Here is a 19,952-nt window from a genome sequence, read left to right as displayed (position 1 = left end):
ATCCGACGACCATGACGTCTTCGACCCCTTCGAACCCCTCCGGTTCCGCGCGGCCCTCCAAGCGGGACCGTGCCGAGGCGCTGCCCGAGGAACTGCGGGAGGCGCTGCGGCGGCGGCTCGCCGGACGGGCCGGCGGCGCGGCCCCGGCCGCCCGGCAGGCCATCCCGCGCGCCGACCGGGACCGCCCGCTGCCGCTGTCGTCCGCGCAGCAGCGGCTGTGGTTCCTGGACCGGCTGAGCCCCGGCGACGCCCGCTACAACAGCGCCGTCGCCCTCCGTCTCACCGGCGCGCTGGACCACGCGGCGCTGGGCGGGGCGCTCGCCGCCGTCGTCGCCCGGCACGAGGCCCTGCGCACCACGTTCGAGGAGACCGACGGCCTGCCGGTGCAGCGCGTCCGCCCGGCGGGTCCGGTGCCGCTGCCGGAGCGGGACACCGGCGACCTGGACGCCGACCTGCTCGCGGAGTACTCCCGCCCCTTCGACCTGCGGCACGGGCCGCTGCTGCGCGCCCTGCTGCTGCGCGAGTCCGCCACCTCGCACGTCCTGCTGCTGACGGCCCATCACATCGTCACGGACGGCTGGTCGGTGGGCGTGGTCCTGGACGAGCTGTGCACCGCCTACGACGCCCTCGCGCGCGGCGCCCGGCCGGACCTGCCCCCGGTGGCCACGCAGTACCCGGACTTCGCGGTGTGGCAGCGCGAACAGCTCTCCGGTCCCCGCCTCGAACGCCATCTGGACCACTGGAGACGGCAGCTGGCGGGAGCGGTGGCACCCGAACTGCCCCTGGACCGGCCCCGGCGCGGCGAGGAGGCGGGCGCGGGCGCCGTCCACACCTTCGCCGTCCCCGCCCCCCTCACCGCGCGGCTGCGCGACCTCGCCGCAGAACAGCACAGCACCCTGCACACCGTCCTGGTCGCCGCCACCCAGGCCCTGCTGGCCCGCTGGTCCGGCCAGGACGACATCACGGTCGGCTCCCTCACCCCCGGCCGGTCCCGCACCGACCTCGAACGGACCGTCGGCTTCTTCGTGAACACCGTCGTCCTGCGCACCCCGGTGGACGCGTCCGGTTCCTTCCGCGACCTGCTCGCCAGGACGGCCGGCACGGTCAACGACGCCTTCGCCCACGGCGACACGCCGTTCGAGCGGATCGTGGAGGCGGTCGGCGCACCCCGCGAGGCGGGCCGCAACCCGCTGTTCGACGTGATGGTCCTGCTGCACCCCGACCCGCCCGCCGCGACCGCCCCGCACGGCCTCGCCACCACCCCGGTCACCGTGCCCCGGCAGGCGGCCACCTTCGACCTGAGCATCGAGTTCGTGCCCGACGGCGCGGGCCTCGCCGGTCTGCTGGAGTACCGCACCGACCTGTTCGACCCGGCCACGGCCGAGCGGCTCGCCGGTCAGCTGCTGCGCCTGCTGGAGGGCGCGGCCGAGGCACCGGACCGCCCGCTGGGCGCCCTGCCGCTGCTGTCCGAGGACGAGACACGGCGTGTCGTCCAGGAGTGGAGCACCGGACCGCGGCACCCCGTGGACGACCTCACCCACCCGGAGATCTTCGAGCGCCGCGCGGCCCGCACCCCAGGCGCCCTCGCCCTCGTCGCGGGCGGCGAACGGCTGGACTACGCCACCCTCAACGCCCGCGCCAACCGGCTCGCCCACCACCTCATCGCGCTCGGCGCCGGCCCCGAACGACTGGTCGCGCTGCGGCTGCCGCGCACCGCCGACATGATCACCGCGATCCTCGCCGTCTGGAAGTCCGGCGCCGGCTACCTGCCGCTGGACCCGGCCCTGCCCGAGGAACGCGTCCGGTACCTGCTGGACGACACCCGCCCGGCCCTGCTCCTGGACGAGGCCGCGCTGCGCGCCGTACCCGCGAGCGCCCCGGACACCGACCCCACCGACGCCGACCGGCGCGCGCCGCTGGACCCCGGGCACCTCGCGTACGTCATCCACACCTCCGGCTCCACCGGCCGCCCCAAGGGCGTCGCCGTGTCCCACCGCTCGGCGGCGCACCTGCTGGCCGCGCACCGGGCCGGGTTCGTCGCCGAGGCGGGCGGCGGCCCGCTGCGGGTCGCGCTCACCGCGTCCTTCTCCTTCGACACCTCCCTCGAAGGCGTGCTGCTGCTGGCCGACGGCCACCCGCTGCACCTGGTCGACGAGACGACCCGGATGGACCCGGCCGCCCTGGTCGCGTACGTCGTCGACAACCGCGTCGACTTCCTCGACGTCACCCCGTCCTACCTGCGCCAGCTGCTGCCCGCCGGGCTGCTCACCGACCCCCGGCACCGCCCCCGGGTCCTCATGCTCGGCGGCGAGGCGGTCGGGCCCGCGCTCTGGCGTGAACTGGCCGCCCACCCCGACGTGACCGCCCACAACTTCTACGGCCCCACCGAGTGCACGGTCGACGCGCTGTCCTGCCGCATCGCCGGCGACCGCCCCCTGGTCGGCCGCCCCCTGCCCGGGGTGCGGGCCTACGTGCTGGACGACCGGCTCCAGCCGGTGCCGCCCGGTGTCGGCGGCGAACTGTACCTCGCCGGCCCCCAGCTGGCCCGGGGCTACACCGGCCGCCCCGGCCTGACCGCCGCCCGCTTCCTCGCCGACCCCTACGGGCCGCCCGGCACCCGCATGTACCGCACCGGCGACCTGGCCCGCTGGACCCCCGACGGCCGCCTGGACTACCTCGGACGCGCCGACGACCAGGTCAAGGTGCGCGGCCACCGCATCGAGCCCGGCGAGATCGAGGCCGCCCTGCTCGCGCTGCCCGGCATCGCCGCCGCCGCGGTCGCCGCCGTACCCGACGCGCACGGCCACACCCGCCTCGCCGCCTACGTCGTCCCCGCGCCCGGCGCGCCCCGGCCCGTCCCCGCCGACCTGCGCGCGGCCCTGCGCCGGGTGCTGCCCGACGCGCTGGTGCCGTCCTCCTTCACCCCGCTGGACGCGCTGCCGCTGACCACCAGCGGCAAACTGGACCGGCGTGCCCTGCCCGCGCCCGAGGCCACCGTCGCGGAGCGGGAGTACGTCGCTCCCCGTACGCCGGACGAGGAGACCCTGTCCGCCGTGTGGGCCGAGGTGCTCGGCGTGGACCGGGTCGGCGTCACGGACAACTTCTTCGAGCTGGGCGGCGACTCGATCCTGAGCATCCAGGCCGTCTCCCGGGCCCGCGCGGCGGGCCTCGGGATCGGCTCGCAGGACGTCTTCCGGCACCAGACGGTCGCCGACCTGGCCGCCGCCGCGGCCCGCCGCACCCCCGGCCTGCCCGCGCCCCGGCGCCCGCGCGAGGACGGGCCCGCCCCGCTCACGCCGGTCCAGGAGTGGTTCTTCGCCACGCACGGCCCGCTGCGGCACTTCAGCATGTCGATGCTGCTCGACCTGCCCCAGGACCTCGACGAACCGGCACTGCGACGGGCCCTGGACGCCGTGGCGCAGGCACACCCCGCGCTGCGCGCCCGCTTCACCCGCACCGGGGACACCTGGCGGCAGCACCCCGGGACCGGCCCGGCCACCGGACTGCTGACCCGCCACGGCCCGGGCACCCCGCCCGCCGAGGCCGCCGACGCCGCCCGCGCCGCCCTGGACCCGGCCACCGGGGCCCTGCTGCGCGCGGCCCTGCTCACCGGCGAGGAGCGCCCGCGCCTGTTCCTCACCGCCCACCACCTGGCCGTCGACAGCGTCTCCTGGCGGGTGCTGCTCACCGACCTGGCACAGGCCTACCGGCAGGCCGCGGCCGGGGACGAACCCCGGCTGGAGCCCGAGCACACCCCGTTCGCCGACTGGGCGCGCGAGCTCGCCGAGCGGGTACGGGCCGGTGACCTGGACGACGACCTGCCCCACTGGACGCGGGAGACCGCGCCGCCGCGCACCCCGCTCCCCGTCGACCTGCCCGGCACCCCGCTCGCCGGGTCGGTGCGCACCGTCCGCACCCGGGTGGACCGGGCCACCACCGAGGCCCTGCTGCGGCGGGTGCCGGGCGTCTACCGCACCCAGGTCAACGACGTGCTGCTGAGCGCGCTGGCTCGGGTGCTGGCCGACTGGACGGGCGAGGACCGGGTGACCGTCGCCCTGGAGGGCCACGGCCGGGAGGAGGAACTGGCCGAGGGCGCCGACCTGTCGCGCACGGTCGGCTGGTTCACCACCCAGTACCCGGTCACCCTGACCCCGGCGGGTCCGCGGGACTGGGGGGCCACCCTCAAGGCCGTCAAGGAGCGGCTGCGCGCCGTGCCCCGCCGCGGTCTCGGCTACCAGGCCCTGGGCCACCTCGGCTCGCCCCGGCCCGAGGCGAGAGCCCTCGGCGAACTCCCGCTGCCCCAGGTCTGCTTCACCTACCACGGCCAGTGGGAGGCGCCCGCCGGCGGGGACTTCGCACCCGTCGCCGACGTGCCCGGCCGGGACATGGACCCCGGCGCGCCGCTGGACCACCTCCTGGACGTCTCCGCCCTGGTCGCCGACGGCGAGCTGGAGATCACCTGGCACTACAGCGACCAGGTGCACCGGGCCGGCACCGTACGGCGGCTGGCGGACGGCATGGTGCGGGCGCTCGCCGCCGTCGCCGAGCACTGCGCCCGGCCCGGCGCGGGCGGCCGTACCCCCTCCGACTTCCCGCTGGCCCGGCTGGACCAGGCCGGCGTCGACCGCCTGGCCGGCGACGGCCGGGACGTGGAGGACCTGCTGCCGCTCACCCCGCTCCAGGAGGGCATGCTCTTCCACCGGCTGGTCGGCGGACCGGACGACGTGTACCTCGACCAGGCCGCACTCCTGCTCGAAGGGGTGAGCGACCCCGACGCCCTCGCCCTGGCCTGGCAGCGCGTGACCGACCGCACCCCCGCGCTGCGCACCTCGGTGGTGTGGGAGGACGTGCCGGTGCCGCTCCAGGTCGTGCACCGCCGCGTCACCGTGCCCGTGGAGCAGGTGGACTGGCGGCAGCTGGAGGCGGGGGAGCGGGCCGAGCGGCTGGACCGGCTGCGCGCCGACGACCTCGCGCGCGGCCTGGACCTCGGCACGGCCCCGTTGATGCGGCTCACCCTCGTCCGGCTGCCCGGGGACCGGCTCCAGCTGCTGTGGACGTCCCACCATCTGATCCTGGACGGCTGGAGCCTGGCCCAGGTGCTCACCGACGTCTTCGAGGAGTACACGGCGCTCACCACCGGCGCCGAGCACCGGCCCGCGCCGCGGCGGCCGTTCGCCGACTACGTGCGCTGGCTGGCCGGCCAGGACACCGAGGCCGCACGCGCGCACTGGCGGACGGTCCTCGCCGGATTCGCCACCCCCACCCCGCTGCCCGCCGACCGCGTCCGCCGCCCCGGCCACGAGACCCGCTCCGCGGGCGTGCACACGGCCGGGCTCTCCGCGGAGGTCTCGGCCCGGCTGGCGCGCACCGCCCGCGCGGCCGGACTCACCCTCGGCACCGTGGTGCAGGGCGCCTGGGCGCTGCTGCTGTCCCGCTACGGCGCCGAGCGGGACGTGCTGTTCGGGACCACCGTCTCCGGACGCCCCGACGACCTGCCCGGCGTCGAGTCGATGGTCGGCATGTTCATCAACACCCTGCCCACCCGCGTCCGCGTGGACGGCGGCCGTACCGCCACCGCCTGGCTCCGGGAGCTCCAGGAGGCGCAGGCCGACGCACGGCGGTACGCCGCGGTGTCCCTCGCCGAGCTGACCTCGCTGAGCGACGTACCCGCCGGCAGCCCCCTGTTCGACAGCATGGTGGCCTTCGAGAACTACCCCTTCGACCAGACCCGTTCGGCCGGCACCGGCATACGCCTGGCGGACGTGTCCGCCCGCGACGCCACCAACTACGCCCTCGTGCTGCGCGCCTACCAGGGCGACCGGTTCGGCTTCGACCTCGCCTACGACCCCGAACTGTTCGACGCCGCGACCGTGCGCGCCCTCGCCGGCCGGCTGTGCCTGCTGCTCACCGAGCTGGCCGACGACCCGGACCGGCCCGTGCGCGCGCTCGCCTGGACGACCGCAGAGGAGCGGCGCCGGATGCTGGCCGGCTGGAACGGCACCGAGGAGGGCCGGCCCGCCGACACCCTGGACGCCCTCTTCACCGCCCAGGCCGCCCGCACCCCCCACGCCGAGGCCGTCGCCTGCGGCGACGACCGGCTCGACTACGCCACCCTGGACGAGCGCTCCGGCCGGCTCGCCCACCGGCTCGCCGAACTCGGCGCCGGGCCCGAGACGTTCGTGGCGCTCGCGCTGCCCCGCTCCACCGACCTCGTCGTGGCCGTCCTCGCCGTCCTCAAGACCGGCGCCGCCTACCTGCCCATCGACCCCGCGCTGCCCGCCGAACGCGTCCGGGACCTCCTCGCCGACGCCGCCCCGGTGACCCTGGTGACCACCACCGGCACCGCCGTCGACACGGCTGTGCCCCTCCTGCGGCTGGACGACCCCGGTGTCCGCGCCGACCTGGCCCGCCGCCCGGCCGCCGGCCCGGTCCGCCGCGCGCTGCCCGAGAGCCCCGCGTACGCCATCTTCACCTCCGGCTCCACCGGCCGGCCCAAGGGCGTCGTCGTCCCGCACGCCAACGTGGTCCGGCTGTTCACCCGCACCCGGCCCTGGTTCGGGTTCGGACCCGACGACGTGTGGACCCTGTTCCACTCCTACGCCTTCGACTTCTCGGTGTGGGAGCTGTGGGGCCCGCTGCTGCACGGCGGCCGGCTCGTCGTCGTCCCCGAGGACACCGCCCGCTCCCCGGAGGACTTCCTGCGCCTGCTCGCCGACGAGCGGGTCACCGTCCTCAACCAGACCCCCTCCGCCTTCTACCCGCTGATCCGCGCCGACGCCGAACTGCCGGACGTGAGCGCCCGGCTGGCGCTGCGCACGGTGGTCTTCGGCGGCGAGGCGCTGGACGTGGCCCGGCTCGGCGACTGGTACGCCCGCCACCCGGACACCGCGCCCCGCCTGGTGAACATGTACGGCATCACGGAGACGACCGTGCACGTCACCTACGCCGCGCTGGACCGCCGCGCGGCCCGCGACGGCACCGCGAGCCCCATCGGCACCGGCATCCCCGACCTGCGGCTGTACGTCCTGGACGACGCGCTGCGGCCGGTGCCGCCCGGCGCCGTCGGCGAGCTGTTCGTCGCCGGCGAGGGCCTGGCCCGCGGCTACCTCAACCGGCCCGGCCTCACCGCGACCCGCTTCCCCGCGGACCCGTTCGGCCGGCCCGGCACCCGCATGTACCGCACCGGCGACCGGGCCCGCTGGCGGGCCGACGGCACCCTGGAGTACCTGGGCCGCGCCGACCAGCAGGTGAAGATCCGCGGTTACCGCATCGAGCCCGGGGAGATCGAGGCCGCACTGCACCGCCACCCGGGCGTGGGCACGGCCACCGTCGGCGTGTACGAGGACTCCGCCGGCACCCGCCGGCTGGTCGCCCACGTCGTCGGCACCGGCAGCGGCGACCGCGCCCTGCCGCCGCCGTCCGCCGCCGAACTCCGCGCGCATCTGGAGGGGCTGCTGCCCGCGCACATGGTGCCGGCCGCGTACGTGCCGATGGCCGCGCTGCCGCTCACCGTCAACGGCAAGCTCGACCGGCGCGCCCTGCCCGCACCCGGCCCCGACGGCTTCGCCGCCGACGGCACCCGGACCCCGCCGCGCACCCCGGCCGAACGGCTGGTCGCCGCCGCGTGGGCGGACGTCCTGGACGCCGGGGAGGTCGGCGCCGACGACGACTTCTTCGCCCTCGGCGGCGACTCCATCCTCGCCGTCCGCGTCACCTCCCGGCTGCGGGCCGCCTTCGGCACGGACGTCTCGCCCCGGCTGCTGTTCACCCACCCCACGCTGTCCGCCCTCGCGGCGGCGCTGGGCGAGCCCCGGGACGGAAGCACCGCCGACGGCATCCCGGCCACCGGCCCGGACACCCCGGCACCCCTGTCGTACGCCCAGCAACGCCTGTGGTTCCTCGACCGGTTCGAGCCGGACAGCACCGAGTACACGACCCTGTCCGTGCTGCGGCTGCGCGGCGCGCTCGACACCCCGGCGCTGCGCGCCGCCCTGGACGGACTGGTCGCCCGGCACGAGTCCCTGCGCACCACGTTCACCGAACAGGACGGCCGAGCCCGGCAGTCGGTCCGCCCCGCGCACCCCGTGGACCTGCGGGTCGACGACCTCGCGGAGACCGCCGGCGCGGACAGCGCCCTGGACGCCCTCCTGGAGCGCGAGGCCGCCACCCCCTTCGACCTGGCCACCGGGCCGCTGTTCCGCATCCGCCTGGTCCGGTGCGCCGCCGACGAGCACGTCCTCGTCCTCGCCCTGCACCACATCGTCACGGACGGCTGGTCCGCCGGCGTGCTCGCCCGGGACCTGGGCGAACTGTACGCGGCGGCACTGGAGGACCGCCGTCCCGACCTGCCCGCCCTGCCGGTCCGCTACGCCGACTACGCCTCCTGGCAGCGCGCCCGCGCCGAACGGGCCGAAGCCGAACTGGACTACTGGCGCACCGCCCTGGACGGCGTCACCCCGCTGGAGCTGCCCACCGACCGGCCCCGCCCGGCCGTCCGCACCCGCGACGGCGCCCTGGTGACCTTCACCCTGCCCGCCGCGCTCACCGAGCGGCTGCGCGAGCGGGGCCGGGAGGCCGACGCCACCCTCTACATGACACTCGTGGCCGCCTGCCAGGTCCTGCTCGCCCGCTGGGCCGGCCAGGAGGACGTCACCGTCGGCACCGTCACCGCCGGCCGGGAACGGCCCGAACTGCACGACGTGGTCGGCATGTTCGTCAACACGCTGGTGCTGCGCGCCCGGGTCCGTCCCGGTCTGTCCTTCCGGGAGCTGCTGGGCGAGGTGCGCGACACCGTCCTGGAGGCGTTCGCCCACCAGGAGGTGCCCTTCGAACGCGTGGTGGACGCCCTCCAGCCCGAGCGGGACACCAGCCGCACCCCGCTCTTCCAGGTCATGGTCGCCCTGCACAACCTCGGCGCCGCACCTCCCCGGCTGCCCGGCCTGGCGGTGGAGCCGGTCACCCCGCCGGTCCGCAACGCCACCTTCGACCTCGCCTTCGACTTCACGGAGACCGACGGCGGACTCACCGGCTACCTGGAGTACAACACCGGGCTCTTCGACGCCGGCACCGCCGAACGCCTGGCCGCCCGGCTGCGTGTCCTGCTGGAGGCCGCCGCCGGGGACCCGGACCGGGCCGTGGGCCGGCTGCCGCTGATGACCGACGGCGAACGGCGCCAGGTGCTGCGGTACGGGCAGGGCGCCCGGCTGCCCGAGCCGGACACCACCTTCCCGGCCCTGTTCGAGGAGCGGGCCGCCCGCAGCCCGCACCACACCGCGCTGGTGGCCCGCGACACCACCCTGGACTTCGCCGCGCTGAACGAGCGCGCCAACCGGCTGGCCCACCACCTCATCGCCCGGGGCGCGGGCCCCGAGGACGTGGTCGCCGTACGGCTGCCGCGCACCTCCGGCCTGGTGGTGGCGGTGCTCGCGGTCCTCAAGGCGGGCGCGACCCTGCTCTGCCTGGACCCCGGACTCCCCGAGGAGCGGGTGGACCTCCTGCTCGCCGACGCCCGGCCGCACACCCTGCTGACCGGCCTCGACGAGGTGCCCTGGGACCGGCTCCCCGCCCACGACCCGGCCGACGCCGACCGGGTCCGGCCCCTGCGGCCCGAGCACACCGCCTACATCGTCTACACCTCCGGCTCCACCGGCCGCCCCAAGGGCGTCGCCGTCGAGCACCGGCAGCTCGTCAACCTGTGCCACGACCACCGGGCGGGACTGCTCGCCCCGCACACCGGCGGCGGGCGGCGGCTGCGGGCCGCGCTCAGCGCCTCCTTCTCCTTCGACACCTCCTGGGAAGGGCCGCTGCTCCTCGCCCTCGGCCACGAGGTCCACCTCGTCGACGAGGACGTACGCCTGGACCCGCAGGCCTTCTGCGCCCAGGTCGCCGCGCACCGTCTCGACCTGGTGAACGTCACCCCGTCGTTCCTGCGCGAACTGACCGCCGCCGGCCTGCTCGCCCCCGGCCGCCACCACCCCCGCCTGCTGCTCGTCGGCGGCGAGGCCGTCACCCCCGCCGACTGGCGCGCACTCGTCCGGGCCGAGGAGCGGTCGGGCGTGACCGTGTACAACATGTACGGCCCCACCGAGTGCACCGTCGACGCCGTCTACGGCCGCTTCGCCGACCGGCCCGACCGCCCGGTCATCGGCCGCCCCGGCGGCAACCTGCGCGCCTACGTCCTCGACGGCGCCCTGCGGCCGGTGCCGCCCGGCGTCCCCGGCGAGCTGTACCTGGCCGGCGCCCAGGTGGCCCGCGGCTATCTCAACCGGCCCGGGCTCACCGCCGCCCGCTTCCTCGCCGACCCCTTCGGGGCGCCGGGGGAGCGGATGTACCGCACCGGGGACCGGGTCCGCTGGGACCGGGACGGGCTGCTGGAGTTCCTGGGCCGGGTGGACGAGCAGGTCAAGATCCGCGGGTTCCGCATCGAGCCCGGCGAGGTCGAGGCCGCCCTCCTGGCCCACCCGGACGTCGCCGACGCCGCGGTCGCCGTGCGCGACCACGCCGGCCGCCCCATGCTCGTCGGCTATGTGGTGCCGTCCGCCGGCCGGACGCCGTCCGCCGACGACCTGCGCCTCGCCCTGCGCCGTACCCTGCCCGGCCACATGGTGCCCGCGGCGTTCGTCCCGCTGGCCCGCATCCCCCGCACCACCAGCGGCAAGACCGACCGGCGCGCCCTGCCCGCACCGCCCGCGCAGCCCGACAGCACCACCCCGTACGTCGCCCCCCGGCCCGGCACCGAGGAACGCCTCGCCGCGATCTGGGCTCAGGTGCTCGGCGTCGAACGGGTCGGCGCGCGCGACAACTTCTTCGCGCTCGGCGGCGACTCCATCCTCAGCATCCAGATCGTCTCCCGCGCCCGGCAGGACGGACTCGCCCTCACCACCAAGGACGTCTTCCGCCACCAGACGGTCGCCGAACTCGCCCTGCGCGTCACGGAGTCGGCGCCCGCTCCCGCCGCCGCGGAGGAGACCGGCGAGGCGCCGCTGACCCCGATCCAGCACTGGTACCTCGACGGCCGCGATCCCGGGCAGCGGCTCCGGTTCACCATGACCCAGCGCCTGGAACTCGCCGCCGGCACGGACGGGCCGGCGCTGCGCACCGCCGCCGACGCCCTCGTCCGCCACCACGCCGCCCTGCGCACCCGCTTCCGCCGCACCGCCGACGGCTGGCGCCAGGAGGTGCTGCCCGAGGCCCCGGACGGCGTCTTCACCCGGCACGACGCCACCGGGCTGGACGACACGGCACTGGAGAGCGAGGTCCAGCGGCTCACGGAGGAGGCCCAGACCGCGCTCGACCCCGTCGAGGGCCGGGTCGTCCGCGTCCTCTTCTTCGACCGGGGCCCCCGGCGGACGGGCCAACTCGTGATCACCGCCCACCACCTGGTGATCGACGGCGTGTCCTGGCGCATCCTGCTCGCCGACCTGGAGACCGCCCACGCGGCGGCCGCCGCCGGCCGGCCCTGCGAACTGCCCGCCACGGGCACCTCCTACGGCACCTGGGCCGCCCGGCTCGACCGGCACACCCGCTCCGGCGCCCTGGACGCGGACCTGCCGTACTGGACGCGCGCCGCCGCGGCCCCGGCCGAGCTGCCCGCCGGACGGCCCGGCCCCAACACCCACCGCACCGCCGCCACCCTGACCGTCACCCTGGACGCGGAGACGACCGACGCCCTGCTGCGCCAGGTCCCGGAGGTCTACCGCACCCAGGTCAACGACGTCCTGCTCAGCGCCCTCGGCCGCACCCTGGCCCGCTGGTGCGGGCGCGACACCGTCCTGCTCGGGGTGGAGGGACACGGCCGGGAGGACCTGTTCGCGGACGTCGACCTGGCGCGGACCGTCGGCTGGTTCACCGCCGAGTTCCCGCTCGCGCTGCGCGTCGGCCCGGACGCCGGCTGGCACGACACCCTCCGCTCGGTCAAGGAGCAGCTGCGCGCGGTACCGCTGCGCGGCCTGAGCCACGGCGCCCTGCGCCACCTCGTGCCCGGCAGCCCCCTCACCGGCGCCCCGGCACCGCGGGTCGGCTTCAACTACCACGGCCAGTGGGACGCGGACGGCACCGGCGGGCTGCTGCGCGGCTCCCTGCCCCCGGCCGGCCGGGACACCGACCCCGACGAACCCCGCCCCTACCTGCTGGACGTCACCGGAGTGGTCCAGCGGGGCCGCCTCGAACTCGGCTGGACCTACCCGGCGGCCGTCTACGACGAGGCCACCGTCCGCCGGCTCGCCGACGAGACCCTCGCGGCCCTCCGGGACATCGTGGCGCACTGCGCCCGACCCGGCACGGGCGGCCGTACGCCCTCCGACTTCCCGCTCGCCGGTCTCCACCAGGACCAGCTGGACCGGCTCGTCGGCACCGGCCGGCACGTCGAGGACGTCCTGCCGCTCACCCCGCTCCAGTCCGGCATGCTCTTCCACGGCCTCGTGGACACCGAGCACGCCTACTTCGACCGTACGGCCGTACGCCTGTCCGGCGTGGCCGACCCGCGCGCGTTCGCCGCCGCCTGGCAGCAGGTCGCCGACCGCACCCCGGTGCTGCGCAGCAGCGTGCACTGGCAGGGCCTGCCCCACCCGGTCCAGGTGGTCCACCGGCACGCCGAGCTGCCCGTCACCCATCTCGACTGGCGGGCACCGACCCCCGAGCGGCGCGCGGAGGCCACCGAGCGGCTGCTCGCCGAGGACCGCGCGGCGGGCATGGACCTCACCACCGTGCCGCTGACCCGCCTCACCCTCGCCGCCCTGCCCGGCGACGAGGTGCTGCTGCTCTGGTCGACGCACCACATCGTCCTGGACGGCTGGAGCACCGGGCAGCTCCTCACCGAGGTGTGCGAACGCTACGCCGCCCTCACCGGCGGCCCCGACCCCGCGCCCCCGGTACGGCGGCCCTTCGCGGACTTCCTGCACTGGCTGCGCGACCAGGACGAGCGGGCCGCCGAGCGGTACTGGGCCGACGCCCTGGCCGGCTTCACCGCCCGCACCCCGCTGCCGTACGACCGCACGCCCGCCGAGGCCCACCGCGCCCGCTCCGCCGCCGCCGTCCACCACGCGCTGGACGCGCGGGTCTCGCACCGGCTGCGGGAGGGCGCCGCCCGCGCCGGGCTCACCGTCAACACCGTCGTGGAGGGCGCCTGGGCGCTGCTGCTGGCCCGCTCCAGCGGCCGGGACGACGTGGTGTTCGGCACCACGGTGTCCGGCCGCCCGGCCGAACTGCCCGGCGTCGAAGGCATGATCGGCATGTTCATCAACACCGTGCCGGCCCGTGTCCGCGTCCCCGCCGGACCCGTGCTGCCGTGGCTGCGCGGGCTCCAGGACCGGCAGAGCGACGCCCGCCGCTTCGACTTCCTCGCCCTGCCCCGCATCCAGGCCGTCAGCGAAGTCCCGCCCGGAGAACCGCTGTTCGACAGCATGGTGGTGTTCGAGAACTACCCCGTGGACGAGTCGGCCACGGCCCGCACCGGCGTCCGTGTCGAGGAGGTGCGCGCCGACGACGCCACCACCTTCCCCTGGTGCCTCCGCGCCCACCTCGCCGAACGGCTCGCCTTCGACCTGGCCTACGACCCCGCCCTGTTCGACCCCGCGACCGCCGAGCGCGCCGCCGGCCGGCTGGCGGCCCTGCTCACCGCCCTCGCCGACGGGTTCGACACCGACCTGGCCGCCCTGGACCTGTTCACCCCCGGCGACCGCGACCTGCTGGCCGCATGGAACACCACCGCCCGCCGGGCCGCGCCGCGCAGCCCGGTGGACCTGTTCGCCGAGCAGGCCCGCCGCACCCCGGACGCGGTCGCGGTCCGCGACGGCGCGCGCGAGCTGACGTACCGTGAACTGGCGGACTGGGCGACCGCACTGGCCGCCCGGCTGGTGGCCGGCGGGCTGGCGGCCGAGGACCGGGTGGCGCTGCTCATGGACCGCTCCGCCGAACTCGTCGTCGCCCAGCTCGCCGTGCTCATGGCCGGCGGCGCCTACGTCCCCGTCGACACGCGGGCGCCCGAGGAGCGCCGCCGCACCTTGCTCGCCCAGGCGGGCGCGACCGTCCGGCTCACCCCGGCCGAGGTGACCGCCGCCCGCACCGGCGGCGGCACGGAGCCGCAGCGGATACCGGCCGCCGACCCCGACCGGCTGGCGTACGTGATGTTCACCTCCGGCTCCACCGGCCGCCCCAAGGCGGTCGCCGTACGGCACCGGGACGTGGCGGCACTCGCCACCGACAGCCGCTTCGCCGACGGCGCGTGCGCGCGGGTGCTGCTGCATTCGCCGGTGGCGTTCGACGCCGCGACCTTCGAGGTGTGGGCGCCGCTGCTGAACGGCGGCCGCGTCGTCGTGGCCCCGGCCGGCGGCGTCGACGCGGCCCTGGTGCGCCGGCTGGCCGGCGACGGCGAGCTGACGGCGCTGTGGCTGACCGCCGGACTGTTCCGGCTGCTCGCGCAGGACGCCCCCGACTGCTTCCGGGGTCTGGAGCAGGTGTGGACCGGCGGTGACGTCGTCCCCGCCCAGGCCGTGCGCCGGGTGCTGGCCGCGTGCCCCGGCCTGACCGTCGTCGACGGCTACGGCCCCACCGAGACCACCACCTTCGCGACCTCCTGCGCCCTCACCGACCCGGCGGCCGTGCCCGGCACCGTCCCCATCGGCCACCCGCTGGACGACATGCGGGTGCACGTCCTCGACGCCCGGCTGCGGCCCGTACCGCCGGGCTGCCCCGGTGAGCTGTACGTGGCCGGGGAGGGCGTCGCCCGCGGCTACCTGGGCCGCCCCGGCGACACCGCGGCCCGCTTCCTCGCCGACCCCTGCGGCCCGCCCGGCACCCGGATGTACCGCACCGGCGACCTGGCCCGGCGACGGCCGGACGGCACCGTCGAGTTCCTGGGCCGCGCCGACGACCAGGTGAAGATCCGGGGCTTCCGGGTGGAGCCCGGCGAGGTCGAGGCCGCCCTCGCCGCCCACCCGGGCGTCGTGGACGTGGCCGTGCTGGCCCGCGAGGACCGGCCCGGTGCCAGGAGGCTCGTGGCCTACGTCGTCGGACCGGCCGGGCGGGACGCCGAGGAGCTGCGGGAGTTCGCCGCCCGCACCCTGCCCGACTACCTCGTCCCCGGTGCCGTCGTCCCGCTCGCCGCCCTCCCGCTCAGCCGCAACGGCAAGGTGGACCGCGCGGCCCTGCCCGCACCCGATGCGCTGCCGGGCCGTACCCGGGTCGAGCCCCGCACCGAGGCCGAGCGCCGCACGGCGGCCGTCTTCGGCGAGGTGCTGGGCAGCGAACCGCCCGGTGTGGAGGACGACTTCTTCCAGCTCGGCGGCGACTCCATCCTCAGCATCCGGCTCGCCTCCCGGCTCGCCGAGACCTTCGACACCGACGTCACCCCGCGCGCGGTGTTCACCCACCCCACCCCGGCGGGACTGGCCCGGCTGCTCGACGCCCGGCGGGGCACCGGCCGGTCGGCCATCACCCCGGCCGGCCGGGACGGGGCCGCGCCGATGTCGTACGCCCAGCAACGCCTGTGGTTCCTGGAGGAGTTCGCCCCCGGTGGCGCCGAGTACGTCACCGCGCTCGCCCTCCGGCTGCGCGGCGACCTGGACACCGGTGCCCTCCGCGCCGCCCTGACCGCCCTGGCGGCCCGGCACGAGTCGCTGCGCACCACCTTCGACAGCGTCGACGGGCACGGCGTCCAGCGCGTCCACCCGCCCGAGGAGGTGCCGCTGCCCGTGCGCGACCTGTCACGCACCGCCGACCCCGAGGCCGCCCTGCGGGGACTGCTCGCCGAGGAACGCTCCCGCCCCTTCGACCTGCGTCAGGGCCCGCTGCTGCGCACCGGTCTGGTCCGGCTCGCCGAGAAGGACCACGTGTTCACCCTCACGCTGCACCACATCGTCACCGACGGCTGGTCCACCTCCGTCCTGCTCGGCGACCTCGCCCACCTCTACCGCGCACAACTAGGCGCCGAACACGCCGCGTTGCCCGCGCTGCCGGTGCAGTACTCCGACTACGCGCGCTGGCAGCGCGGCACCGGGGACGCCGGTGCCGACGAGCACCTCGCCTACTGGAAACGGCAGTTGGCGGACACCCAGCCGCTGGAACTGCCCACCGACCGGCCCCGGCCGCCGGTACGCACCAGCGCCGGCGCGACCACCCGGCTGGTGGTGCCCGCGCAGGCCGTCCGGCGGCTGACCCGGCTCGCCCGCGACCACGGCACCACCCTGTTCACCACGCTCGTCGCCGCCGCCCAGGCCTACCTCGCCCGGCTCTCCGGCGCCGAGGACATCACCGTGGGCACCGTCGCCTCAGGCCGCGAACGGCCCGAGACGCAAGGGCTCGTCGGGTTCTTCGTCAACACCCTGGTGCTGCGCTCCCGGGCCGGCGCGCAGGAGCCGTTCACCGGGTTCCTCACCGCCGTACGGCAGACCGTCCTCGACGCCTTCGCCCACCAGGACGTGCCGTTCGAAAGGGTCGTGGACGCGGTGGACCCGGTCCGCGACACCAGCCGCAGCCCCCTCTTCCAGGTCATGGTCGTCCTGCAGAACACCCCGTCCGCCGGCCTCGACCTGCCCGGCCTGGACGTCACCGACGTCGAACCGGAGTCCGAGCAGGCCGCGTTCGACCTCACCCTGGAGTTCGCCGAGACCGGCGACGGAGCCCTGCACGGCCTGCTCACCTACAACACCGACCTGTTCGACCCGGCCACCGCCGACCGGATGGCCGGACAGCTCGGCACCCTGCTGCACGCCGTCGCCGAGGACCCGGACCGTCCGCTCGGCGCCCTGCCGCTGGCCTCAGGCGACGAGCTGAAGACCCTGCTGGACCAGGGCCGCGGCACCTTCCGCCCGGTGCCCGAGACGACCCTGCCCGCCCTGTTCGAGCGGCAGGCGGCCCGCACCCCGGACGCGGTCGCGCTGCTCGACGGCGACCGGGAGCTGACCTACGCGGAGGTGGACCGGGCGGCGAACCGGCTGGCCCACCGGCTCGTCCGGGACGGCGTCGGACCGGAGCGCGTGGTCGCCCTGGCGCTGCCCCGCTCGGCGGCGACGGTCGTGGCCCAGCTCGCGGTCGCCAAGGCCGGGGGCGCCTTCCTGCCCGTCGACCCCGCCTACCCGCCGCAGCGCAGGGAGTTCATGACCCGGGACGCGGGCGCCCACCTCGTCCTCGCCGACCCGGCCCAGGTGTGGGCCGCCGACGGACCGGACACCGCACCCACGGACACCGACCGCACCGCGCCCCTCACCCCCGCCCACCCCGCCTACGTCATCTACACCTCCGGATCCACCGGCACCCCGAAGGGCGTGGTGGTCACCCACCGGGGCCTCGCCTCCTTCGCCGCCGCGGCCGCCGAGCAGTACGCGGCCGGCCCCGGCGACCGGGTCCTGCAGTTCGCCTCGCCCAGCTTCGACGCCTCCGTGCTGGAGCTGTGCGTCTCCCTGCTCAGCGGGGCCGCGCTGGTCACCGGCGAGGAGGGACCGCTGGTCGGGGAGCGGCTGGCGGAGGTGCTCGCCGAGCGCCGCGTCAGCCACGCCCTGATCCCCCCGGCGGCGCTGGCCACCATCCCGGCGGAGACCGCCGCCGCCCTGCCCCACCTGCGCACGCTCATCGTGGGCGCCGAGGCGTGCCCGGCCGACCTGGTCGACACCTGGGCCCCCGGCCGGAGGATGATCAACTCCTACGGGCCGACCGAGGCCACCGTCGTCGCCACCTGGACCGGCCCGCTCACGCCCGGCACCGGCGCCCCGTCCATCGGGCGCCCCGCCGGAAGCATCGGCGTCCGCGTGCTCGACGCCGCCCTGCGTCCCGTACCGCCCGGTGTGACCGGCGAGCTGTACCTCGCCGGGCCCGGGCTCGCCCGCGGCTACCTGGGCCGGCCGGGACTCACGGCCCAGCGGTTCGTCCCCGACCCGTTCGGCGCGCCGGGGGAGCGGATGTACCGCACCGGGGACCTGGTCCGCTGGACCGCCGACGGCCGGCTCCGGTTCGCCGGACGCGCCGACGACCAGGTCAAGCTGCGCGGCTTCCGCATCGAGCCCGGCGAGATCGAGAGTGCGCTGCGGCGCAGCCCGCTGGTGCGGGACGCGGTCGTGGCCGTACGCGCGGGGGAGACGCCGGACGCACCGTCCCGGCTGGTCGCCTACGTGGTTCCGGCGGACGGGCACGCGGTGGACGCGCTGGCCGCCGACCGGCCGGCCGCAGGCGAGCCGCGGCTGCCCGTCGGGGAGTTGCGGCTGCACCTAGCCGGGCTGCTGCCCCCGCACATGGTGCCGTCCGTCTTCGTGCCGCTCGACCGGCTGCCGCTCACCCCGAACGGCAAGACGGACCGGCGGGCCCTGCCCGCACCCGGGCCCGCGCGGCACGCGGACGGCCCGAAGACCGCGCCGCGTACCGACACCGAACGCCGGATCGCCCGCATCTGGGCCGATGTGCTGGGCATCGACGAGGTCGGCGCCGACGACAACTTCTTCGCGCTCGGCGGCGACTCCATCCTGAGCATGCAGGTCGTCTCCCGGCTGCGCCGCGACGGCCTGCACGTGGCGACCCGCGACCTGTTCACGCACCAGACCGTGGCCGCACTCGCCACCGTGGTCCGCGCCGCGCCCCGGCGGTCCGGGGACGGCCCGGTCACCGGCGAGGTGCCGCTGACCCCGATCCAGGAGTGGTTCCTGACCACCCCGCGCGCCGCGCACCACCACTTCAACCAGTCGGCCCTGCTGGAACTCGACGGCACCCCCGACCCGCGGGCGCTGCGCACCGCCCTGGACGCGCTGCTGGAACACCACGACGCGCTGCGCATGCGGTTCACCCGGGACGCCGACGGCTGGCACCAGTTCAACCCGCCGCCCGCCGCCGGCCCCGGCATCCTCGTCCGCCACGACCTGACCGGGCTGTCCGCCGAGGACGCCGACGCCGCCATGGCCAAGGCCGCCGACGAACTGCACGCCGGCTTCGACCTGGCCCGGGGCCCGCAACTACGCGCGGCCCTGTTCACCGGGGAGCCCGGCCGGCCCGCGTTCCTCCTCCTCGTCGCCCACCACCTGGTGGTGGACGCCGTCTCCTGGCGCATCCTGCGTGACGACCTGGAAACCGCCTACCAGCAGGCCCGCCAGGGCGGAACGGTCACGCTGGGGGAGCGCGGCACCAGCTTCCGCGCGTGGTCGAGGGGGCTGGCCGCGTACGTCGCCGAAGGCGGACTCGACCACGAACTGCCGTACTGGGAGCAGGCGGTGGACACCGAGCCCGCGCCACCCGCACCCCCCGCCCCCGGACCGGCCGCCACCGTCAGCGTGGAACTCGGCGAGGAGGACACCACGGCCCTGCTGCGCTCGGCACCCACCGCCTACCGCACCCGGGTCAACGACGTGCTGCTCACCGCCCTCACCCTGGCGCTGGCCCGCTGGACCGGACGCGACCGGGTCCGCCTGGACCTGGAGGGCCACGGCCGCGAGGACCTGCTGGACGGGGTCGACCTGTCCCGCACCGTCGGCTGGTTCACCACCGTGTACCCGGTCGCGGTCCAGGTGCCCGACCCCGGCGACCTCGGCCCCGACCGCGACTGGCGGTCCCTGGTGAAGTCGGTGCGCCGCCAGCTGCGAGCCGTACCCGGCAACGGCATCGGCTTCGGCGCGCTGCGCACCTTCGGGCCGCCCGAGGTCCGCGAACGCCTCGGCGCCGGCGCGCACAGCCAGGTGGTGTTCAACTACCTCGGTCAGTGGGACGCCCGCCCCGAGACCGCGTCGGGCGGCCTGGTCCGCGCCGAGCACGGCTCCCTCGGGCAGGACCACGACCCCCGGGACCCCGGCTCCCACCTGCTGGAGGTGGTGGGCGCGGTGCAGCACGGCCGGCTCGCCTTCACCTGGCACCACCGGCCCGGCGTCCACGACACCGCGACCGTGCGCCGGGTGGCCGAGGAGTTCGCCGAGGCCCTGCGGCACCTCGCCCGGCACGCCAGGGGAGGCCGGTGACGCACTTCCGGCCCCGCGAGGCCCCGT

The 19,952-nt window shown here is 76.6% G+C and carries 1 protein-coding gene; it reads left to right on the top strand.

Annotated features, from left to right (window positions below; genetic code table 11):
- Positions 1-11 precede the first annotated feature (11 nt).
- Positions 12-19,925 carry a non-ribosomal peptide synthase/polyketide synthase gene (locus tag AB0946_RS24540; protein ID WP_366762799.1) on the top strand — a complete coding sequence of 6,638 codons (19,914 nt, stop codon included), beginning with the start codon at positions 12-14 and terminating at the stop codon, positions 19,923-19,925.
- Positions 19,926-19,952: the final 27 nt, after the last annotated feature.

Source organism: Streptomyces sp. NPDC046870 (genome assembly GCF_040704595.1).
Taxonomy (GTDB): Bacteria; Actinomycetota; Actinomycetes; order Streptomycetales; family Streptomycetaceae; genus Streptomyces; species Streptomyces argyrophylli.
This window is presented reverse-complemented; position numbering and strand designations above follow the sequence as displayed.